Source organism: Halorubrum sp. DM2 (assembly GCF_901686465.1).
In the GTDB taxonomy this organism is placed as follows: domain Archaea; phylum Halobacteriota; class Halobacteria; order Halobacteriales; family Haloferacaceae; genus Halorubrum.
Map to the genome: position 1 here is coordinate 1,889,478 of NZ_LR594487.1, position 20,600 is coordinate 1,910,077.

Annotated in this window: 18 protein-coding genes, 2 tRNA genes and 1 pseudogene; 14 read left to right on the forward strand and 7 right to left on the reverse strand. The window is 67.7% G+C overall.

Annotated features, from left to right (window positions below):
- Positions 1-73: 73 nt before the first annotated feature.
- Entirely contained in the window at positions 74-505 is a 432-nt protein-coding gene (locus QOL69_RS09605) for a histone family protein (protein ID WP_048077144.1), read from the forward strand.
- Positions 506-1,510 (forward strand): histone deacetylase family protein, encoded by a 1,005-nt coding sequence (locus QOL69_RS09610; RefSeq protein WP_283402986.1) that lies wholly within the window; start codon positions 506-508, stop codon positions 1,508-1,510.
- A 261-nt stretch (positions 1,511-1,771) separates the two neighbouring features.
- Here the strand turns inward: QOL69_RS09610 and QOL69_RS09615 are convergent.
- Positions 1,772-1,844: transfer RNA gene (locus QOL69_RS09615), tRNA-Asp, on the reverse strand.
- A 29-nt stretch (positions 1,845-1,873) separates the two neighbouring features.
- Positions 1,874-1,946 (reverse strand) — tRNA-Asp (locus QOL69_RS09620).
- Positions 1,947-2,234: 288 nt separating this feature from the next.
- Here QOL69_RS09620 and QOL69_RS09625 point away from each other — a divergent pair.
- The 9 genes from QOL69_RS09625 (at position 2,235) to QOL69_RS09665 (ending at position 13,213) form a co-directional block, all read left to right on the forward strand.
- Positions 2,235-2,465 (forward strand): DNA-directed RNA polymerase subunit H, encoded by a 231-nt coding sequence (locus tag QOL69_RS09625; protein WP_048077145.1) that lies wholly within the window; start codon positions 2,235-2,237, stop codon positions 2,463-2,465.
- Positions 2,462-4,027, forward strand: a complete 1,566-nt coding sequence (locus QOL69_RS09630; protein WP_048077146.1) for a DNA-directed RNA polymerase subunit B'' — start codon at positions 2,462-2,464, stop codon at positions 4,025-4,027. The genes QOL69_RS09625 and QOL69_RS09630 overlap by 4 nt, the downstream gene beginning before the upstream one ends.
- Position 4,028: 1 nt before the next feature.
- Positions 4,029-5,858, forward strand: a complete 1,830-nt coding sequence (rpoB, locus tag QOL69_RS09635) for a DNA-directed RNA polymerase subunit B (protein WP_048077147.1) — start codon at positions 4,029-4,031, stop codon at positions 5,856-5,858.
- Between the two features lie 6 nt (positions 5,859-5,864).
- Positions 5,865-8,792 (forward strand): DNA-directed RNA polymerase subunit A', encoded by a 2,928-nt coding sequence (locus tag QOL69_RS09640; protein WP_048077148.1) that lies wholly within the window; start codon positions 5,865-5,867, stop codon positions 8,790-8,792.
- The gene (gene rpoA2, locus QOL69_RS09645; protein ID WP_048077149.1) at positions 8,785-9,999 is read left to right on the forward strand and encodes a DNA-directed RNA polymerase subunit A''; all 1,215 of its coding nucleotides are present in this window, start codon (positions 8,785-8,787) and stop codon (positions 9,997-9,999) included. Before QOL69_RS09640 ends, rpoA2 begins: the two co-directional genes overlap by 8 nt.
- Positions 9,999-10,418, forward strand: coding sequence for a NusA-like transcription termination signal-binding factor (locus QOL69_RS09650; RefSeq protein WP_283402987.1), 420 nt, complete (start codon positions 9,999-10,001; stop codon positions 10,416-10,418). Before rpoA2 ends, QOL69_RS09650 begins: the two co-directional genes overlap by 1 nt.
- Before the next feature lie 239 nt (positions 10,419-10,657).
- Positions 10,658-11,086, forward strand: coding sequence for a 30S ribosomal protein S12 (locus QOL69_RS09655; RefSeq protein ID WP_004599087.1), 429 nt, complete (start codon positions 10,658-10,660; stop codon positions 11,084-11,086).
- The gene (locus tag QOL69_RS09660) at positions 11,083-11,736 is read left to right on the forward strand and encodes a 30S ribosomal protein S7 (protein WP_048077151.1); all 654 of its coding nucleotides are present in this window, start codon (positions 11,083-11,085) and stop codon (positions 11,734-11,736) included. Before QOL69_RS09655 ends, QOL69_RS09660 begins: the two co-directional genes overlap by 4 nt.
- A 169-nt stretch (positions 11,737-11,905) precedes the next feature.
- Positions 11,906-13,213: a dicarboxylate/amino acid:cation symporter gene (locus QOL69_RS09665; RefSeq protein ID WP_283402988.1), complete on the forward strand. Its 1,308-nt coding sequence runs from the start codon at positions 11,906-11,908 to the stop codon at positions 13,211-13,213.
- A gap of 49 nt (positions 13,214-13,262) precedes the next feature.
- Here QOL69_RS09665 and QOL69_RS09670 read toward each other — a convergent pair whose 3' ends face one another.
- A complete protein-coding gene (locus tag QOL69_RS09670; RefSeq protein WP_048077153.1) occupies positions 13,263-15,248 on the reverse strand; it encodes an aconitate hydratase in 1,986 nt (661 codons plus the stop codon).
- Between the two features lie 275 nt (positions 15,249-15,523).
- On the opposite strand from QOL69_RS09670, the gene QOL69_RS09675 reads away from it, so the two are divergent.
- Positions 15,524-15,997, forward strand: a complete 474-nt coding sequence (locus tag QOL69_RS09675; protein ID WP_283402989.1) for a deoxyuridine 5'-triphosphate nucleotidohydrolase — start codon at positions 15,524-15,526, stop codon at positions 15,995-15,997.
- 317 nt (positions 15,998-16,314) lie between these two features.
- On the opposite strand, the gene QOL69_RS09680 is transcribed toward QOL69_RS09675, so the two are convergent.
- The 3 genes from QOL69_RS09680 to QOL69_RS09690 all read right to left on the reverse strand — a co-directional run bounded on the left by QOL69_RS09680 (position 16,315) and on the right by QOL69_RS09690 (position 19,204).
- Positions 16,315-17,679 carry an LLM class flavin-dependent oxidoreductase gene (locus tag QOL69_RS09680; RefSeq protein ID WP_283402990.1) on the reverse strand — a complete coding sequence of 455 codons (1,365 nt, stop codon included), beginning with the start codon at positions 17,677-17,679 and terminating at the stop codon, positions 16,315-16,317.
- A 123-nt stretch (positions 17,680-17,802) separates the two neighbouring features.
- Positions 17,803-18,213, reverse strand: a complete 411-nt coding sequence (locus QOL69_RS09685; RefSeq protein WP_048077156.1) for a CBS domain-containing protein — start codon at positions 18,211-18,213, stop codon at positions 17,803-17,805.
- Positions 18,214-18,247: 34 nt separating this feature from the next.
- Positions 18,248-19,204: a DUF5787 family protein gene (locus tag QOL69_RS09690; RefSeq protein ID WP_283402991.1), complete on the reverse strand. Its 957-nt coding sequence runs from the start codon at positions 19,202-19,204 to the stop codon at positions 18,248-18,250.
- A gap of 119 nt (positions 19,205-19,323) precedes the next feature.
- Between QOL69_RS09690 and QOL69_RS09695 the strand changes: the two genes are divergently transcribed.
- Together QOL69_RS09695 and QOL69_RS09700 are read left to right on the forward strand one after the other, a co-directional pair.
- Positions 19,324-19,707: a hypothetical protein gene (locus QOL69_RS09695; protein WP_283402992.1), complete on the forward strand. Its 384-nt coding sequence runs from the start codon at positions 19,324-19,326 to the stop codon at positions 19,705-19,707.
- A complete protein-coding gene (locus tag QOL69_RS09700) occupies positions 19,704-20,348 on the forward strand; it encodes an NUDIX hydrolase (RefSeq protein WP_283402993.1) in 645 nt (214 codons plus the stop codon). The genes QOL69_RS09695 and QOL69_RS09700 overlap by 4 nt, the downstream gene beginning before the upstream one ends.
- 57 nt (positions 20,349-20,405) lie before the next feature.
- Here QOL69_RS09700 and QOL69_RS09705 read toward each other — a convergent pair.
- Positions 20,406-20,600: pseudogene (locus tag QOL69_RS09705) on the reverse strand (IS6 family transposase); the annotation flags it as partial.

Consider the following 20,600-nt stretch of genomic DNA (forward strand, 5'->3'; position numbering starts at 1 on the left):
GCCGCTCGTTCGGGATCCGGCGGGGATGCGGCTAACGGAAAGCGTTATACGACACACGGACGCGTCTGTGTGTATGAGTGTCGAGTTACCGTTCGCGCCGGTCGACGGCATAATCCGGCGGAACGCGGGGGAACTCCGCGTCAGCGCGGACGCCGCCGAGGAGCTGGCCCGTCGGATCCAGTCGCACGGCGCTGAACTGGCCGTCGACGCGGCCGAGCGCGCGACCGCGGACGGTCGGAAAACGCTGATGGCGGCGGACTTCGGCGTCGAGCAGGTCGTCAGCCGCGAGGACCTCACGCTGCCGGTCGCGCCTATCGACCGGATTGCTCGCCTCCGGATCGACGACCGATATCGCGTCGGCGTCGACGCGCGCGTCGCGCTGGCCGACATCTTAGAGGACTACGCGAACAACGTCGCGAGCGCGGCGGCGACGCTGGCTCGCCACGCGGACCGACGAACGGTACAGGCCGAGGACATCGAGACGTACTTCGCGCTGTTCGAGTAGATGCGGTTCGGCTACAGCGAGCGGTGTCTCGAACACGACACCGGCGAGCGACACCCGGAGAACCCGGACCGACTCCGCGCGATCCGCCGCGGGCTCACGAAGCGACACGGCGTCGAGTACGTCGAGGCGGACCCGGCCGAGAAGGCGGCCGTCACGGCCGTCCACGACCTCGACTACGTCGACGAACTGGAGTCGTTCGTCGCCGACGGCGGCGGGAGCTGGGACCCCGACACCGTCGCCAGCGAGGGGACGTGGGACGCGGCGCTCACCGCCGCCGGGCTCGCGCAGTGGGCGGCCCGCGAGGCGATCGATGGGACGGGCGGACGCCAGACGCCGTTCGCGCTCGGCCGCCCGCCGGGCCACCACGCGGTCACCGGCGACGCGATGGGATTCTGTTTTTTCAACAACGCCGCGGTCGCGGCCCAGACCGTCCTCGACGGGGGCCTCGCGGACCGCGTCGCGATCTTCGACTGGGACGTCCACCACGGGAACGGCACGCAGGACATCTTCTACGATCGCGGCGACGTCTTCTACGCCTCGATCCACGAAGACGGCCTCTACCCGGACACGGGCGCGCTCGACGAGACCGGCGAGGGGGACGGGGCGGGGACGACCGCGAACCTCCCGCTGGCGGCCGGCGCGGGCGATGCCGACTACCTGTACGCCGTTGACGAGGCGATCGCACCGGCCGTCGACCGGTTCGACCCCGACCTGTTGCTCGTCTCCGCGGGCTTCGACGCGCACCGCCACGACCCCATCTCGCGGATGCGCGTCTCCTCCGAAGGGTACGCGCTGTTGACCGACCGGATCCGGACGCTCGCGAGCGACGTCGACGCCGCCGACGCGTACGTCCTCGAAGGCGGATACGGACTCGACACGCTCGCCGAGGGCGTCTCGATGGTCCACGAGACGTACGACGGACGGACCCCCGTCGCCACCGACGAGGAGCCGGACGAGAAGACGGAGTCGCTTGTCGCCGACCTCCGATCGGAACTGGATCTGTAGCTCGGAAACGAGTCGTCAGACTCGCGATTCGCGATGCTTACCGCTCGTTGGTTCGTCGATGCCGGAATCGCTCGTCGCCGCCGCTCTTTGCTCGTAATCGGCGTCGACAAAACGCCCGGAGCGGGATTTGAACCGGAATCAGACGTGCTCGCTCCCGTCGGTCGCTGCGCGCGACTGATAGGGTTCAAATCCTCTGGCGCTTTGCTGTCGCAGAACTCACTCGTCGCTTCGCTTCTTGTTCGTTGTTGCGACAGCGAAAGACGCCCGGAGCGGGATTTGAACCCGCGTCACGACCGTGACAGGGTCGTATGATGGGCCACTACACCATCCGGGCAAACAGCGACAGCGCCCCGAAACTGGGGACGCCCGGAGCGGGATTTGAACCCGCGTCACGACCGTGACAGGGTCGTATGATGGGCCACTACACCATCCGGGCTTGTCGCATCAGTTCGTACCCCTGTCTGGCAAATAAGGCTTGTCATCCCCGACGAGGGTGGGGGTCGATGACAGGAACTTTCGGCCTGTCGGTGGGGACGGTGAAGGGGTCGACGGCTCGCGATACCCGTCTTATCCGGTATCCTTTTGTGGGAACCTCGCGTGCGTGTGAGTGTCGAACGCCCCCGACTCGTGAGCGGTGCGCAGCGGCGCTTGGTAAGTCTTATGCCGCTGGCGCGTGTACACATCTGTAGTATCTCGTGATAGCTTCTCCCCACCACCAGCACCCATGGTAGACGTAAGCCAACACGAACTCGTCCCGGACCACGTCCTCCTCGACGACCCCGAGGAGGTCGAATCGGTCCTGGCGGAGTACGACGTGAAGAAGACCCACTTACCGAAGATCAAACGCACCGATCCCGCGATCCCCGACGAGGCCGAGGTCGGCGACGTGGTGAAGATCGTTCGAAACTCTCGCACGACCGACGAGGCGGTCGTGTACCGACTGGTCGTCTCATGAACAGGCAAGATCGACGCGTGGTTTCACGCGAATACTTCTCAGACGAACGGCTCGCCGAACACCACTTCCGCTCGTTCAACAACTTCCTGGACCGCGGCATGCAGGAGGTCGTCGACGAGAAGGAGACGATCGAGACGGACATCGGCGACAAGGAGGGCCAGGAGCCGGTGTACGTCGAGCTCGGTGACGTGCGGATGGCGACCCCCCGCGTCCGCGAGGCCGACGGGTCGGAGGAATTGCTGTACCCGCAGGAAGCCCGGCTGCGCAACATCACCTACTCCGCGCCGGTCTTCATGGAGATGTCCGTCATTCGCGGCGGCGAGGACGAGCCGGAGCAGGTCGTCGACACGACCGAGACTAAGGTCGGCCGGATGCCGATCATGGTCGGCTCAAACAAGTGTAACATGGCGGGCTTCTCCGACGAGGAGCTCATCGACATCGGCGAGGACCCCGTCGACCCCGGCGGCTACTTCATCGTCAACGGCTCCGAGCGCGTGCTGATGACATCGGAGGACCTCGCCCCGAACAAGATCCTCGCCGAGTACGACTCGAAGTACGGCGACGAGATCCAGGTCGCGAAGACGTTCTCCCAGCGCCGCGGGTACCGCGCGCTGGTGCTGTGCGAGCGCAACCGCGAGGGGCTGCTCGAAGTGTCGTTCCCGTCCGTCTCGGGGTCGATCGACTTCGTGACGCTCGTCCGCGCGCTCGGCTTAGAGTCGGACGAGGAGATCGTCCACCGCGTCTCGGACGACCCCGAGATCGTGAAGTTCATGCTGGAGAACTTAGAGGAGGCCTCGGTCCAGACGACCGAGGAGGCCATCGAGACCCTCGGCGAGCGCGTCGCCTCCGGGCAGGGGAAGAACTACCAGCTCAAGCGGGCGAACTACGTTATCGACCGCTACCTCCTCCCGCACCTCCACGAGGAGGGCGTCGACGAGGAGGACGTGCGGATCAACAAGGCGTACTACCTCTGCCGGATGGCCGAGGCGTGTTTCGAACTCGCCTTGGACCGCCGCGAGGCCGACGACAAGGACCACTACGCGAACAAGCGCCTGAAGGTCTCCGGCGACCTCATGCGCGACCTGTTCCGCACCGCGCTCAACAAGCTGGCGCGCGACGTGAAGTACCAGCTCGAACGCGCGAACATGCGGAACCGGCAGCTCACCGTCAACACGGTGGTCCGCTCGGACGTGCTGACCGAGCGGCTCGAACACCCGATCGCGACGGGCAACTGGGTCGGCGGGCGCTCTGGGGTCTCCCAGCTCGTCGACCGGACGGACTACATGGGCGTGCTCTCGCACCTCCGGCGGCTTCGGTCGCCGCTGTCGCGGTCGCAGCCGCACTTCGAGGCGCGGGACCTCCACGCGACCCAGTGGGGTCGCATCTGCCCCTCCGAGACCCCGGAGGGACCGAACTGCGGGCTGGTGAAGAACTTCGCGCAGGCGATGGAGCTGTCACAGACCGTCGAGGACGAACAGGGGCTGAAACGAGAACTGGCGTCGATGGGTGTCGAGGGGATCCCCGGCATCGAGGGCGTCGAACGACAGACGGCGGACGACTAATATGGCACAAGCAGAACGCGAAGCGAAGGTGTACGTCAACGGGAGCCTCGTGGGCACCCACGAGAACCCGGACGAGCTCGCAGAACAGATCCGCGAGGCGCGCCGCCGCGGCGACGTGAGCGAGATGGTGAACGTCTCCGTGAAAGACCGGACCCGAGAGGTCATCGTCAACGCGGATGCGGGGCGGGCGCGACGTCCGCTCATCGTCGTCGAGAACGGCGAACCGCTCCTCGGCGACGAGGAGATTGAGGCGCTCGAACGCGGCGACGTCGAGTTCGAGGACCTCGTCGAGCGCGGCTACGTCGAGTTTATCGACGCCGAGGAGGAGGAGGACATCCTCGTCGCCGTCGACGAGGAGGACGTGTCCGAGGACCACACGCACCTCGAGATCGACCCGCAACTGGTGTTCGGCATCGGCGCGGGGATGATCCCGTACCCCGAACACAACGCGAGCCCCCGGATTACGATGGGCGCGGGGATGATGAAGCAGTCGCTCGGGCTCCCCTCCGCCAACTACCGGATCCGGCCGGACACGCGTCAGCACCTCCTGCACTACCCGCAGCTGGCGATGGTGAAGACGCAGACGTCCGACCAGATCAGCTTCGACAAGCGGCCGGCGGCGCAGAACTTCGTCGTCGCCGTGATGTCCTACGAGGGGTTCAACATCGAGGACGCCTTGGTGATGAACCAGGGGTCGGTCGACCGCGCGCTCACCCGCTCGCACTTCTTCCGGACCTACGAGGGCGAGGAGCGGCGATACCCCGGCGGGCAGGAGGACCGCTTCGAGATCCCCGATCAGGACGTTCGCGGCGCGCGCGGCGAGGACGCCTACACCCACCTCGACGAGGACGGCCTCGTCAACCCCGAGACGAAAGTCGACGAGTCGTCGGTCCTGCTCGGCAAGACCAGTCCGCCGCGCTTCCTCGAAGAGCCGGACGACATGGGCGGACTCTCCCCACAGAAGCGTCGCGAGACCTCGGTCACGATGCGCTCGGGCGAGTCCGGCGTCGTCGACACGGTGACGCTGATGGAGGGCGAGGACGGCTCTAAGCTCTCGAAGGTGAAGGTGCGCGACCAGCGCGTCCCCGAACTGGGCGACAAGTTCGCGTCCCGACACGGCCAGAAGGGCGTCGTCGGCCACCTCGCGCCCCAAGAGGACATGCCGTTCACCGAGGAGGGGGTCGTCCCCGACCTCGTGATGAACCCGCACGCGCTGCCGTCGCGGATGACGGTCGGCCACGTGCTGGAGATGCTCGGCGGGAAGGTCGGTTCGCTCCGGGGCTCGCGGGTCGACGGGACGCCGTTCCAGGGCGAAGACGAGGAGGAGCTCCGCGACGGACTGGAGGACCACGGGTTCAAGTCCTCCGGCAAGGAGGTCATGTACTCCGGCGTCACCGGCGAGAAGATCGACGCCGAGATCTTCGTCGGGACGATCTTCTACCACAAGCTGTACCACATGGTGTCGAACAAGCTCCACGCCCGCTCGCGCGGGCCGGTTCAGGTGCTCACGCGCCAGCCGACCGAGGGGCGCGCCCGCGAGGGCGGGCTGCGCGTCGGGGAGATGGAGCGCGACACGATCATCGGCCACGGCGCGTCGATGGTGCTCAACGAGCGGCTGCTGGAGTCCTCGGACGCCGAGACGGTCCACGTCTCCGCGGAGACGGGGCTCGTCGCGGTCGAGGACCGCGAGCAGCGCCGCGTGTACGACCCGGTCACGGGCGACGAGGACGACATCCACGAGCTGGAGGTCAGCTACGCGTTCAAGCTGCTGCTCGACGAGATGATCGCCCTCGGCATCCGACCGAAACTCGAACTGGAGGACGCGATTTAGATGTCAATGCAAACACCGAAAGTGCTCGGCGGGATCGACTTCGGACTCATGGACCCGGAGACGTACCGGGACATGTCCGCGACGAAAGTGATCACGGCCGACACGTACGACGACGACGGCTATCCGATCGACATGGGGCTGATGGACCCGCGACTGGGCGTTATCGACCCCGGACTGGAGTGTCGGACCTGCGGCTCGCACTCCGGCTCCTGTAACGGCCACTTCGGCCACATCGAGCTGGCCGCGCCGGTCATCCACGTCGGCTTTACCAAGCTCATCCGGCGGCTGCTCCGCTCGACGTGTCGCGAGTGCGGGAAGCTCGCCTTGGACGAGGCGCAGCGCGACGAGTTCCGCGACCGCTACGAGCGGGCGAAGGAGCTCGGCGACGACGAACACGACGTGCTGAAGGCGGCCGTCCGGCAGGCCCGAAAGGCGTCCACCTGTCCGTTCTGTGGCGAGCCGCAGGCGGACATCAAACACGAGAAGCCGACCACCTACTACGAGGTCCAAGACGTTCTCTCGGGCGACTACTCCGAGCGCATCGCGGCCGCGATGCAGCCCGACGAGGAGGAGGACGACCCGGGCACCTCGCCACAGGAGCTGGCCGAGGAGACGGACATCGCCCTCGACCGGATCAACGAGATCATGGCCGGCGAGTTCCGCCCGCGCAAGGATGACCGCCGCGCCATCGAGAAGGCGCTCGACGTCGATCTGACCGAGGAGGACATGAACAAGCTGATGCCCTCGGACATCCGCGACTGGTTCGAGGACATCCCGGACGAGGATCTGGAGGTCCTCGGCATCGACTCCGAGCACTCCCGCCCGGAGTGGATGATCCTGACGGTGCTGCCGGTCCCGCCGGTCACCACCCGACCCTCGATCACGCTGGACAACGGCCAGCGCTCCGAGGACGACCTCACCCACAAGCTGGTCGACATCATCCGGATCAACCAGCGGTTCATGGAGAACCGCGAGGCGGGCGCGCCGCAGCTGATCATCGAGGACCTCTGGGAACTCCTCCAGTACCACGTCACCACGTTCGTCGACAACGAGATCAGCGGGACGCCGCCGGCGCGACACCGCTCCGGTCGTCCCCTCAAGACCCTCAGCCAGCGGCTGAAGGGGAAGGAGGGCCGCTTCCGCGGCTCGCTTTCGGGGAAACGCGTCAACTTCTCCGCCCGGACCGTCATCTCGCCCGACCCGACGCTCTCGCTGAACGAGGTCGGCGTTCCGGACCGGGTCGCCATGGAGATGACCCAGACGCTCAACGTCACCGAGCGCAACGTCGAGGAGGCGCGCCAGTACGTCCGGAACGGGCCGGAGGCCCACCCCGGAGCCAACTACGTGCGCCGCCCCGACGGTCGCCGGCTGAAGGTAACCGAGAAGAACTGCGAGGAGCTCGCCGAGAAGGTCGAGCCCGACTGGGAGGTGAACCGCCACCTCGTGGACGGCGACATCGTGATCTTCAACCGGCAGCCGTCGCTCCACCGGATGTCCATCATGGCCCACGAGGTCGTGGTGATGCCGTACAAGACGTTCCGGCTCAACACCGTCGTCTGTCCGCCGTACAACGCCGACTTCGACGGCGACGAGATGAACATGCACGCGCTGCAAAACGAGGAGGCTCGCGCCGAGGCGCGCGTCCTCATGCGCGTCCAAGAGCAGATCCTGAGCCCCCGCTTCGGCGGGAACATCATCGGCGCGATCCAAGACCACATCTCCGGGACGTATCTGCTCACGCACTCGAACCCCGAGTTCACGGAGACGCAGGCGCTCGACCTGCTGCGCGCGACTCGCGTCGACGAGCTGCCCGAGGCGGACGGCGTCGACGACGAGGGCCGCGAGTACTGGACCGGTCGGACGCTGTTCTCGGAGCTGCTCCCCGACGATCTGGACCTGTCGTTCACGTCGTCGGCGGGCGACGACGTCGTCATCGAGGACGGCCAGCTGATCGAGGGCACCATCGACGAGGACGCGGTCGGCGCGTTCGGCGGCGAAGTCGTCGACACGCTCACGAAGGAGTACGGCGAGACGCGCTCGCGCGTGTTCATCAACGAGATCGCGTCGCTGGCGATGCGCGCGATCATGAACTTCGGGTTCTCGATCGGGATCGACGACGAGTCGATCCCGCCGGAGGCCGAAGAGCAGGTCGACGACGCGATCGAGAGCGCCTACGACCGCGTTCAGGAACTGATCGCGACCTACGAGGCCGGCGAGCTTGAGTCGCTTCCCGGGCGCGGCGTCGACGAGACGCTGGAGATGAAGATCATGCAGACGCTCGGGAAGGCCCGCGACTCGGCCGGGGAGATCGCCGATCAGCACTTCGGCGACGACAACCCGGCGGTCGTGATGGCCCGCTCGGGTGCGCGTGGCTCGATGCTGAACCTGACGCAGATGGCCGGTTCCGTCGGCCAGCAGGCGGTCCGCGGCGAGCGGATCAACCGCGGCTACGAGGACCGGACGCTCTCTCACTACCGGCCGAACGACCTCTCTTCGGAGGCGCACGGCTTCGTGGAGAACTCCTACCGCGGCGGGCTCACCCCCGAGGAGTTCTTCTTCCACGCGATGGGCGGCCGCGAGGGGCTGGTCGACACGGCGGTCCGGACCTCCAAGTCCGGCTACCTCCAGCGTCGGCTCATCAACGCGCTCTCCGAGCTGGAGGCGCAGTACGACGGCACGGTCCGGGACACCTCGGGCCGGATCGTCCAGTTCGAGTTCGGCGAGGACGGCACCTCGCCGGTGAAGGTCTCTTCCGGCGAGGAGGACGGCATCGACGTCGACGGCATCGTCGACCGCGTCGTCGACGCCGAGTTCGAGTCCAGCGAGGAGAAAGAGCGGTTCCTCGGCGAGCGCGAGCCGCCGACGAACCTCTCGGAGCACGCCGGACCGGGCCTGAACAAGGCCGCCGAACTGGAGGTGGAGTCGGATGACTGAATACGACCACGTCACCGACGACATGGAGGCGGTCGTCGAGGCGACCGAGCTCCCCCGCCGGCTCAAGACGAAGGTGTACGAGGCGCTCGACCGCAAGGCCGAGGAGACCGGCGAGGTCACCATCGAGCAGGCGACGGACGTCGTCGAGGGCGTCGAGAACCGCTACGAGCAGACGCGGGTCGACCCCTTGGATCCGGTGGGCACCGTCTCGGCGCAGTCGATCGGCGAGCCCGGGACGCAGATGACGATGAACACGTTCCACTACGCCGGCGTCGCCGAGATCGACGTCACGCAGGGGCTGCCGCGGCTCATCGAGCTAGTGGACGCCCGGAAGACGCCGGACACGCCGATGATGACGGTGTATCTCGAAGAGGAGTACGCGACCGACCGCGAGAAGGCTCACGAGGTCGTCTGGTCGATCGAGGCGACGCGCATCCTCGCGCTCGGCGACGTGTCGACGAACGTCGCGGACATGCTGGTCCGGATCGACCTGAACGACGACACGCTCTTAGAGCGGTGGCCGACCCACTCGAACCCCGCTGAGATCGCGGAGATCATCGCGGAGACGATCGAGGACGCGCTCGGCGTGAACGCCCGGCAGTCGGGCACCGTGGTCGAGTTCGGTCCCAACGAGCCGAGCTACCGCGAGCTGCTCCAGCTCGTCGAGCGGCTCCGCGAGATCGTCTTCAAGGGGATCGAGGAGATCGAACGCGTCGTCATCCGCAAAGAGGAGATCGACGGCGGCGAGGAGTTCGTCCTCTACACCGAGGGGTCGGCGTTCGGCGACACCCTCGCGATCGAGGGCGTCGACGCCTCCCGGTCGACGTGTAACAACATCCACGAGATCTACCGGAACCTCGGCGTCGAGGCGGCCCGCGAGACCATCATCGACGAGACGAAGAACACGCTCGAAGAGCAGGGGCTCGACGACGTGAACGTCCGGCACCTCATGCTCGTCGCGGACATCATGACGAACAACGGCGAGATCGAGTCGATCGGCCGGCACGGTATCTCCGGTAACAAGGACTCGGTCCTCGCGCGCGCGGCGTTCGAGGTGACGGTGAACCACCTGCTCGACGCCGCGATCCACGGCGAGTACGACGAGCTCGACGGCGTCATCGAGAACGTCATCGCCGGTAAGCCCATCTCGATGGGGACCGGCGACGTCGACCTCCGGATGGGGTCGCGTGTCGTGAGCGACGACTGATGCGCGTCGAGCTCTCCGACGAGGCGCGGCGCTACATCGGTCGGTTCGACGAGCTGACCGGCGTCACGCCGACCGACTGCCTCGTGGAGGGCGACCGCCTCGTGTTCGTGGTGCCCGCGGGCGAGATGGCGGCCGCGATCGGACAGGGCGGCGAGACCGTCGCGGAGGCCGAACGCCGGCTCGCGAAGTCGATCGAACTGGTCGAGGACGCGGACACCGCCGAGGCGTTCGTCGCGAGCACGCTCGCGCCGGCGGCCGTCAACGCCGTCACCATCTCAGAGCAGACCGATCGCGTGGCGTACGTCGAGGTCCCCGAGGCGGACCGCGGCGTCGCCATCGGCGCGGACGGGGCGAACATCGAGACCGCGCGCCGGCTCGCGGAGCGGCACTACGACGTCGACGACGTACAGCTGACCTGACGCGTCCCGCTCTCGTTTCGCCTGCGAGGGCGGCGAACGTTCGGGGGTCGGTCGCCCTGACTGATCGCACGAACGACGACGTCTCGCGCCGGCTTATCGGCTCAACGTTGTTTTGCGTCCGTCGTTCGATCCGTGAGACGCCCTCAGATCCTCCGAGCGATACCTCTCGACGGATCTGAGGGCGTTTCGCGTCGGAGAAAGACGACGCTTAAGTAGCTCCGTTCGGAAGTGGATGTACGATGGCGAACGGCAAGTACGCGGCCCGTAAGCTCAAAAAGGACCGGCAGAAGCGTCGCTGGTCCGACTCCGAGTACGCTCGGCGCGAGCGCGGGCTCAAAAAGAAGTCCGACCCGCTTGAGGGTGCCCCGCAGGCGCGCGGCATCGTCTTGGAAAAGGTCGGCATCGAGGCAAAGCAGCCGAACTCGGCGATCCGAAAGTGCGTCCGGGTTCAGCTCATCAAAAACGGGAAACAGGTCACCGCGTTCTGTCCCGGTGACGGCGCGATTTCCTTCATCGACGAACACGACGAGGTCACGATCGCCGGGATCGGCGGCGCGAAGGGTCGCGCGATGGGCGACCTCTCCGGCGTCAACTACAAGGTCGAGAAGGTCAACGGCGTGTCGATGATCGAACTGGTTCGCGGGAACGCGGAGAAACCGGTCAGATGAGCGGTGAGGAGACCGAGGCGGCGTCCGGCGAGGACGTCGCCGCCGACGAGCCGGATCCGGACGCGCCCGCGTCCAGCGAGGCCGCAAACGAGAACGCCAAGCTGTTCGGCGTCTGGGATGTCACCGAGATCGCCTACGAGGACCCCTCGACGAAGCGGTACATGACGGTGACGCCCATCGCGCACACGATGGGTCGCCACGCGTCCAAGCAGTTCAAGAAGTCCGAAATTTCCCTCGTCGAGCGGCTGATCAACCGCCTGATGCAGACCGACGAGAACACGGGGAAGAAACAGCAGGCGACGCGGATCGTCCGTGACGCCTTCGATATCGTTCACGAGCGGACCGAGGAGAACCCGGTCCAGATCCTCGTGACGGCCGTCGAGAACGCCGCGCCTCGCGAGGAGACCGTCCGCCTGAAGTACGGCGGCATCTCCGTCCCGAAGGCCGTCGACGTCGCGCCCCAGCGCCGCGTCGACCAGGCGCTGCTTTTCATCTCTGACGGCGTCGCCAGCGCGACGTACAAGTCGACGACCTCGGCCGCCGAGGCGCTCGCGAACGAACTGATCTCCGCCGCCGACTACGACGTCGAGGCCTCCTACTCCATCTCGCAGAAGGAAGAGCGCGAACGCGTCGCCGCTGCGGCCCGCTGACGTCGGACCGACCGACGGGCCGTTTCTCTCCGACTCGCTACGCCGACTACCGGCGGGTCCGTCGACACGTCCCGAGGGCCGCGCTTGACGACCGCTCGCGTCACCAGTCGCGGCGAACGTTTCACGGCTGCGACACCTACTTACCGCTGGTCTAATGACACCCATGGGTATGGCGAACACACTCACGCGGTCGTGGAACCGGTATCGCGCGGTACCGATCGTCTACCGGATCGGGCTGGCCTTCGCGCTCGGCTCGCTCGTCGGACTCGCGGTGGGGCAGCCCGCGACGGCGCTCCAGCCGCTCGGCGACCTGTTCGTGAACCTCCTGAGCATGCTGATCGTCCCCATCGTCGTGTTCACCCTCCTGATGGGGGCGCGCCGGCTCTCGCCGAGCAACCTCGGTAAGATCGGCGGGCAGGTGGTCGGCTTGTACGCCCTCACCTCGGCCGCGGCGGTCGGCTTCGGACTGCTGGTCGCGAACCTCATCGACCCCGGGGTCAACCTCGAATTGGGTGACGCGGAGGCACAGACCGCGGAAGCGCCCGACATCGTCGAGGTGATTCTGGGGATCGTCCCCCAGAACCCCATCGGCGCGATGGCCTCGGGTGACATCCTCCCGACCATTTTCTTCGTCATCGTGTTCGGCATCGCGTTGGCGCTCGTCGAGCAGTCCACCGACTCGCCGGACATCCGAAACGGGGTCGAGTCGTTCTACGACCTCGCGGAGGCCGGGGCCGAGGCGATGTTCAAGGTGGTCTGGGGCGTGATGGAGTACGGCGTCGTCGGCGTGTTCGCCCTGATGGCGGCTGTGTTCGGGCGGGCGGGCGTCGACGCCATCGTCCCGTTCGCGCTGCTCATCGCGGCGCTCGCGATCGCCGTGGTCGCTCACATCGCGGTCGTTCACCTCGCCGTCCTCGTGCGGCTGCTCGCCGGACAGTCGCCGGTCGCGTTCCTCACGGGCGGTCGCGACGCGCTCATCACCGCCCTGTCGATCCGCTCCTCGTCCGGGACGCTGCCCGTGACGATGGCGAACGCCGACGACAACTTCCACATTGACGAGGGGGTGTACAGCTTCTCCCTGCCGCTCGGCGCGACGATCAACATGGACGGTACCGCGCTGTATCAGGGCGTGGCTGCGGTGTTCGCCGCGAACCTTGTCGGCGTCCAGCTCACCATCGCCGAGCAGGCGACGGTCGTGCTCGTCGCCGTGCTGGCGAGCGTCGGCGCGGCCGGCGTCCCGGGGACCGGACTCATCATGCTGACGCTCGTGTTGACACAGCTCGGACTTCCGCTCGAAGTCGTCGGGTTCGTCGCCGGCGTGGACCCGATACTGGACCGGTTGCGGACGATGACGAACATCAGCGGCGACCTCGCGGTGACGACGGTCGTCGCGAAGTGGAACGACGCCGTCGACTTCTCGCGGGGCGCGTGGGTCGGCGAGAGCGGTGACCCCGGCGTCGCCGCTGGCGACGACTGAAAAAAGAGAAATCGGTCTTTCGCTCGGGCGGTCGGCGTCGACTGTGCGCTCAGTCGTCGGCCGGCGTCGCGCCGGAGCCGTCGTCGACGTGCTGCTGTTTGACCCACGAGAGCTTGCCGCCCGCCGAGAGGATCTCGCGCTCGCGCTCGGAGGCGTCGAGGTCGGCGGTGAACTCCCACTCGCCGTTGACGCTCACGGTGAACTCCTCCTGCCCGGAGGAGACGCCCGCGGGCACGTCGTCGACGATGTGGAGGTCGTCGCCCTGGTCGATCCGCTCGTACGTCTCCGCGTCGATCGCCAGCGGGACGATCCCGAAGTTGAACAGGTTCGCCTTGTGGATGCGGGCGAAGCTCTGCGCGAAGACCGCCTCGATGCCGAGGTACATCGGACAGAGGGCGGCGTGTTCGCGCGAGGAGCCCTGGCCGTAGTTCTCGCCGGCCACGAGGACGCCGCCGTCGGCGGCGAGCGCGCGCTCGGCGAACGTGTCGTCGACGCGCGAGAGCGTGAACTCGGAGAGCTTCTCGATGTTCGAGCGGAACTTCAGGATGTCCGCCGTCGCCGGGATGATGTGGTCGGTGGTGATGTTGTCCTCCATCTTGAGGAGGGCCTCACCGCCGTCCACGTCGATGTCGTCTTTCAGCGGCACGTCGCCGATGTTCGGCCCCTTGACGAGCCCGTCGTCGATCGCCTCGTCGGGCGAGATGATGTCGGAGTCGTCCTTCCCCATCCCGGGACCGTACTTCGTCCCCATCTCTAGGCCGGGCGCTTCGAGGTCGCCGAGCTCGTCCGCGAGGTCGCGGGGGTCGACGATCTCGCCGGTGATGGCCGCCGCGGTGGCGACCTCGGGCGAGCAGAGGAAGACGGAGTCGTCCTCGATGCCGGAACGCCCCTCGAAGTTGCGGTTGAAGGTACGCAGCGAGACGGAGTCGGAGGCGGGCACGTGGCCGATACCGATACATGCGCCGCAGGTCGCCTCGGAGAAGTTGACGCCGGCCGCCATCATCTCCGCGGTCCAGCCCTCGCGGGCCAGCATCTCGGAGGCCTGCTTCGAGCCGGGCGCGACGATCATCTCGGTCTGCTTCGCGACCTCGCGGTCCTCCAGCATCTTCGCGCTGGGGAGGATGTCCTCGTAGGCACCGTTGGTACAGGAGCCGACGATGACCTGCTCGACGTCGGTCCCCTCGTACTCGCTGACGGGGGCGACGTTGTCGGGCATCGAGGGCGCGGCCACGAGCGGTTCGAGCTCGTTCAAGTCGACCTCGACCGTCTCGGCGTACTCCGCGTCGTCGTCGGGCTGGAGGTCGACGTACTCCTCCTCGCGGTCCTGACGCGCGAGCCAGTCTTTCGTCTTCTCGTCGGTCGCGAAGATCGAGGAGGTCGCGCCGAGCTCGGTGCCGAGGTTCGTGATCGTGGTGCGCTCGGGGATCGAGAGCTTCTCGGCTCCCGGTCCGGTGTACTCGAAGATCTTGCCCACGCCGCCCTTGACGGTCAGCTCGCCGAGCAGGTGGAGCGCGACGTCCTTGGCGGTCGCCCACTCGGGGAGCTCGCCTTCGAGGTGGACGTTGACGACTTCCGGCATCTCGACGTAGTAGGGGCCGCCGCCCATCGCGACGGCGATGTCGAGCCCGCCCGCGCCGATCGCGAGTTGGCCGAGGCCGCCGGGCGTCGGCGTGTGCGAGTCGGAGCCGAGCAGCGTCTTGCCGGGCGCGGCGAAGTTCTCCTTGTGGACCTGGTGGCAGATCCCGTTGCCGGGGCGGGAGAAGTACGCGCCGTACGTGCCCGCCGCCGAGCGGAGGAACCGGTGGTCGTCGGTGTTCTTGAAGTCGAACTGGTACGTCTGGTGGTCGCAGTACTGCGCGGCCAGCTCCGTCTGGACCTCGTCCAGATCGAGGGCCTCGAACTGGAGCCACACCATCGTCCCCGTCGTGTCCTGCGTCAGCACCTGATCGATCTCGATACCGATCTCCTCGCCGGGCGTCAGCTCGCCCTCGACGAGATGGTCATCGAGGATCTTCTCCGTAATCGTTTGTCCCATATCACGCGAAGATGGCTCTCCCGTGGATATAAAACCCGCGAGTTTCCCGAAGATCGACCGTGTTAGATCCCCTGATGCGGCAACGATCGCTGTAATCTCCGCGTGGTACCATTCACCGTGAAATACGTATCCGTGGTGACCCTTTTAGGTCATTAAATGCCTGAAACGGCAAAATTCGACCGCTTCAGCGGTTCCGGAGATACCCGCCGCTTCGGCCGCGATTGCGCCGGAGCGCGGGCGACACCGTTTAGGCTCGCCCGTGGTTCCGAACGCGCATGTTCGACTCGGGAGCCGCGGTCGCGGCGGCGCTATCCGCGGCCGGTGCCGACCTCGACGACGCGCAGCGACAGCCGAACGGCGTCGACCTCACCGTCGACGCCGTGTTCGAACCGACGGAACCGGGGTTCGTCGGGCGCGACGGGAAGCGCGTGGCCGAGCGACGCGAACTGGAGCCGGAGGACGGCCGCTACCGGCTCGACCGGGGCACCTACGTCGTCCGATACGGCGAGCCGGTGCGGATCCCCGAGGAGCGCATCGGCTTCGTCCTCCCGCGCTCGACGCTCCTCCGGAACGCCTGTACCCTCGACACCGCCGTCTGGGACGCGGGCTACGAGGGCGTCGGCGAGGGGCGGCTCGACGTGGGGCACGCGATCGAGATCGAACCGGGCGCGCGGATCGCACAGCTGGTGCTCGCCGATGCCGACCACGACGGGACCTACGACGGCGCGTATCAGGGCGAACGGCTCTAACAGTCCGACTACAGACGCGACGCTGGCGACGCACAGATACGACGCCGCACGTGTGAGCCACTCGGGATGTAAAGGAACGAACGGCACGCCCGTGCCGGGAAAAGGTGGCACGAGCGTGTCGTTCTGTAGGTCCCCGCTGACGCTTCGGCCCTCCAAGCGAAGCGTCACCTGAGATAAGCGGTGGTAGACACTTAAGCGTGCCGGGGCCGGCAGTACCGTCGTATTAGCTGACGGCGAGCCGTTCACAACAGTTCGCCAACAAGGGGTCGAAAGACGACCTGCCGGCTGTCCCGTCGGACGACCGCGTCTCGCTCGCGCTACTGTCGGGCGGGGTGGTCCGCGCGGAGCCGCGACTGCCCCTCGCCGAGGAGCCGCTCGCGGAGCGTCTCGCCCGCGGGTTCCGCGTCTGCCGGGGGAACGAGGCCGCGCTCGCGGAGCTCCGGGACGACGAGGTCGACGAAGTCGACGAGCGAGTCGGGCCGGACGACTTCCTTGACGTTGAACCCGTGGATGCCCACCTCCTCGTGCCAGTACTGGAGCTCGTCGGCGACCTGTTCGGGCGTCCCGACGACCTTCGGCGAGGTCGTGCCGAGCCCGCAGAACTCCGCGACCTCGCGGACCGTCCACTCCCGGTCGGGTTGGGCCTTCGTGAACGCGTTCACCGTCCCCTGAATCGCGTCCGTCTCGATGTGTTCGACCTTCTGGTCGGGGTCCAGCTCCGAGAGGTCCATGTCGAGGAACCCGGACAACAGCGCGAGCGTCGCCTCGACGTCGACGTGGCGCTTGTACTCCTCGTACTTCGCCTCCGCGAGCGCCTCCGTCTCGCCGACGACCGGCACGACGCCGATGAAGAACTTCAGGCTCTCGGGGTCGCGGCCGGCGTCGGCCGCGCGCGATTTCACGTCGTCCACGTACTCGCGGACGCCCGCCTCGGTCGGCTGGCTGGCGAAGACGGCCTCGGCGTTGCGCGCGGCGAAGTCGCGCCCGTAGTCCGAGGAGCCGGCCTGATAGACGACCGGCGTGCGCTGGGGCGACGGCTCGGAGCCGTGCGGGCCGGGCACCGAGAAGTGGTCGCCCTCGTGGTCGATCGCGTGTACCTTCTCCGGGTCGCTGTACCGGCCGGACTCCCGGTCGACCTCGACCGCGTCGTCGTCCCACGACTCCTCCCACAGCTTGTAACAGACGTCGAGGAACTCGTCGGCGCGGTCGTACCGGGTCTCCTTGTCCATCCGCTCGTCGAGTCCGAGATTCTCCGCGGCCGACTCCAGGTAGGAGGTGACGACGTTGAGCGCGATCCGGCCGTCGGTGAGGTGATCGAGCGTCGAGAACTCCCGCGCGAGCTGGTAGGGGTGGTTGTACGTCGTCGAGCGCGTCACCGCGAAGCCGAGGTCGTCGGTGACCTCAGCCATCGCGGGCACGACGAGCTGCGGGTCGTTCGCGGGCGTCTGGACTGCCTTCTCGACGGCGACCTCGCGGTCGTCGCCGTACACGTCGTAGACCCCGCGCACGTCCGCGAAGAACACGGCGTCGAAGCCGCCTCGCTCGGCGGTGCGCGCGACCTCCGTCCAGTACTCGCGGTCGGCGTAGTCCGCCGACCGGTCGCCGGGGTACCGCCACGACCCGGGCGAGACGTGTTCGACCGAGGTCATGGTGAAGAGGTTGAGATGTAGGTGATCGGACACGGGTGCCCGTACGCGCTTCGGGGTAATACGACCACAGAAAGTGGCGTCACTTGTCGCGGTCGCGGACGCGGGCGGTTGAGGTCATCGACGACCGTCGAGTCCGGCGTCTCCGGCCTCGATCGACTACGCCGAGACCGACTCCGGCGAGGAGACGTACGCGGCGAAGTCGGAGGTGGTGATGATGCCGATGGGCGTGTCCCCGTCGACGACCGGCACGTGGTGGAAGCCGTGTTCGAGCATCGTCGCGGCGACCGCCGACACGTCGTCCTGCGCACTCGCCGTGATCGGGTCCGCCGTCATGTACCGCTCGACCGTCGTCTCGGCCTTCGGCTGGCTCTTCGCGACGATGTCGACGAAGTCCGTCGAGGTGAGGATCCCCACGAGCGCCCCGTCGTCTTCCTCGACGACGAGGACGGAGCTGATATCGTTCTCGAGCAGCACGGCGGCCGCATCCTCTACCAAGGTGTCCGGCGTCACCGTGTGGAGGTCCGTCGACATCAGTCGCGCCACGAAGACGTCTTCGATCTCGTCCATACCGGAGAAACCCGCTGTCGCCGTATAAGCGTTCTCACAGATACCGGGAGAGCCCGGACTGCCGGCGCGGGCCGTCCCCGTCGGGGGCGGCGACCCACGCGGTCCGCTCGTCCCGGAGGCGCTCCCGCGCCGCGTCCGGGGGGTCGGCCGGCTCGAAGGCGGGACAGTCGCGCCCGCACTCGCGGCCGGGGTCGACCACGCGGCCGAACTGCGCGCAGCGCGGCCGGCCGTCGGCGGTCGCCTCCCCGTGTACGCACCCCGGCGGGTCGGGCCGCCACCCCTTCCCGTACGCCCGCTCGGCGATCCGGCGACGTTTGCGGGCCTTCGCCGCCGGGTCGACGAGCGCGACGTCCGTGCGCGAGGGGCGCTCGTCGCGTATCTCCACCCCCGGCGCGTCCGGCTCGAGCGGCGTCGGCTCGCGGACCACCTCACGCTCGCCCGTCTCGGGGTCGAACCGCCAGACTCCGACTGCTTCCGGGATCCGGTTGAGGTGTGCGCGGGTGACGTAGGAGGCGGTCGCGAGGACGACCTCGTCGAACAGGCCGAGCGCGACGTCGTACCGAAGCTGGGCTTCGAGGTCGCCGGGGGTTCCGAGGTCCGGCTTGTTCTCGACCGCGACCAGCCCGTCGACCCAGTCGTCCGGGTAGCGCGCGGTCGCGCGCACGACCGGTCGGCCGCCCCGGCGCTCGCGTTCGAGGTAGCCGACCTCGACCGCGCGCTCGACGACGGCCGCGGCCCGGTCCGGCGGGAGGTCGAACGCCTCCGCGACGGGGACCGCCTCGCCCGGGCCGACGGCGGCCTCGATGGCGGGGTCGGGGATCCGTTCGGCGGCGATCGCGGCGCGGTCGTCGAAGTTCGGGCCGGGCCGGAGGAGGCAGACGTCGACGATCCGGGTCCCGGGCGTCTCGACGCCCGCGCCGAGCTGTCGGGCGACGACCCGGTCCGGGGATTCGAGCGCGGCACAGAGGGCCAGCTCGAACCGATACTCCATGCCCGGTGAAGGGGCGCGGCGGGCTAAAGCGCGTCGGCGACTCCTTCGCTCTCCGCCGTTCTCGGACTCCTCGCTGCCCCGGTCGAAACCGGTATTCCCCGACGGTCCCTACGGAGACCATGCGCCGGGTCACCCGGAATCTCCTCGTCGCCATCGCCCTGGTCGTCGTCGCGCTGCTCGCGCTCGGCGCGCTGCCGAGCTACCTCGGGAGCGGCGACCCCTACTACCTCACCGTCGAGCCGATCGAGACCGACGAGGCCGCCGCCGACGTGAACAACGTCTCCGACCGGCGGTACCCCTACCTGGTCGGCGCGATAGGGAGCGCGGACGGGCGCTCCGAGGGCTACCAGACCGGTCCGTTCGGGATGAAGGAGTGGTTCACGCACACGCCGTTCGACGAGGTCGACGCCTTGACCCGGCAGGTGCCTGACGCCGCGACCGAGGGCGGCGTGCGGGTGCGCCGCGACGGGCAGGTCTACCACGCGGAGGTGATCCGCCCGTGACGGGCGACCACGACGACGGTGCGGCCGAAGGCGATCCGACCGGCAACGCACCGGCCGCCGACCTCCGCGACCTTCCCGCGTTCTCGGACGGCCGGAACCACTCGCTGCCGGGCGAGCCGGAGTGGCCGGTGAAGGAGGTCGTCGTTGAGTACGACGAGGGCTGGTTCGTCGGCGGCTACGACCGCGTCGAGCAGCCGGACGGGACCGAGAAGAAGTACTACTGGGCGGAGCTGTCGCCCGCGACGGTGATCGTCGCGGTCGCCGACGACCGGGTGCTGTTCGTCGAGCAGTACCGTCCGACGGTGCGGAACACCCAACTGGAGCTCCCGGCGGGGATCGTCGAATCGGGCGAGTCCTACACCGAGGCCGGCGCGCGTGAACTCGCCGAGGAGACCGGGTTCGAGCCGGACTCGACCGCGTTGCTTCAGGAGGTGTGGTGTTCGACGGGCGTGTTGCGTCACACGCGCGGCTACGTGTTCGCGGAGGGGCTGACCCCGGTCGACGTCGACCACGACAGCAACGAGTTCCTCGCGCCGCGGGCGGTCCCGGTCGAGGAGGCGCTGGATATCGCGCGGGAACCGCCCACGAACGACGCGACGCTGGAGGGGCTGCTGCTTGCGGAGCGCGAGGGATTGTTGTAGGTGGTCGGCGGCTGGGGGCATCGTTTCCCGCTTGTCGCGGTCCATGTTGTACTCCGTTTCCGGCTGTAGATCGGCCTTGGACCCCGGTTATGGACGGTCGCTCGAATCTGATCAACACCAAGTACCTCAAGAAATAATCCTGCCAGCTGGAGCTGAATACTGAGTTTCATCAACAGCCGCGGTGTTGCTTCTCGCTCCACCCCCTACGTTTACTTCGTCTAAGCAGCCGCTGAGGGGGTCGTCTTCGGGTAT

Excerpts from the sequence above, each read along its gene's own strand:
- QOL69_RS09685 (WP_048077156.1), bottom strand. The coding sequence starts at position 18,213 with ATGGACGAGATCGAAGACGTCTTCGTGGCGCGACTGATGTCGACGGAC.
- QOL69_RS09695 (WP_283402992.1), top strand. The coding sequence starts at position 19,324 with ATGCGCCGGGTCACCCGGAATCTCCTCGTCGCCATCGCCCTGGTCGTC.
- rpoA2 (WP_048077149.1), top strand. The coding sequence starts at position 8,785 with ATGACTGAATACGACCACGTCACCGACGACATGGAGGCGGTCGTCGAG.
- QOL69_RS09660 (WP_048077151.1), top strand. The coding sequence starts at position 11,083 with ATGAGCGGTGAGGAGACCGAGGCGGCGTCCGGCGAGGACGTCGCCGCC.
- QOL69_RS09670 (WP_048077153.1), bottom strand. The coding sequence starts at position 15,248 with ATGGGACAAACGATTACGGAGAAGATCCTCGATGACCATCTCGTCGAG.
- QOL69_RS09630 (WP_048077146.1), top strand. The coding sequence starts at position 2,462 with ATGAACAGGCAAGATCGACGCGTGGTTTCACGCGAATACTTCTCAGAC.
- QOL69_RS09610 (WP_283402986.1), top strand. The coding sequence starts at position 506 with ATGCGGTTCGGCTACAGCGAGCGGTGTCTCGAACACGACACCGGCGAG.
- QOL69_RS09625 (WP_048077145.1), top strand. The coding sequence starts at position 2,235 with ATGGTAGACGTAAGCCAACACGAACTCGTCCCGGACCACGTCCTCCTC.
- rpoB (WP_048077147.1), top strand. The coding sequence starts at position 4,029 with ATGGCACAAGCAGAACGCGAAGCGAAGGTGTACGTCAACGGGAGCCTC.
- QOL69_RS09655 (WP_004599087.1), top strand. The coding sequence starts at position 10,658 with ATGGCGAACGGCAAGTACGCGGCCCGTAAGCTCAAAAAGGACCGGCAG.
- QOL69_RS09675 (WP_283402989.1), top strand. The coding sequence starts at position 15,524 with ATGTTCGACTCGGGAGCCGCGGTCGCGGCGGCGCTATCCGCGGCCGGT.
- QOL69_RS09690 (WP_283402991.1), bottom strand. The coding sequence starts at position 19,204 with ATGGAGTATCGGTTCGAGCTGGCCCTCTGTGCCGCGCTCGAATCCCCG.
- QOL69_RS09665 (WP_283402988.1), top strand. The coding sequence starts at position 11,906 with ATGGCGAACACACTCACGCGGTCGTGGAACCGGTATCGCGCGGTACCG.
- QOL69_RS09650 (WP_283402987.1), top strand. The coding sequence starts at position 9,999 with ATGCGCGTCGAGCTCTCCGACGAGGCGCGGCGCTACATCGGTCGGTTC.
- QOL69_RS09605 (WP_048077144.1), top strand. The coding sequence starts at position 74 with ATGAGTGTCGAGTTACCGTTCGCGCCGGTCGACGGCATAATCCGGCGG.
- QOL69_RS09640 (WP_048077148.1), top strand. The coding sequence starts at position 5,865 with ATGCAAACACCGAAAGTGCTCGGCGGGATCGACTTCGGACTCATGGAC.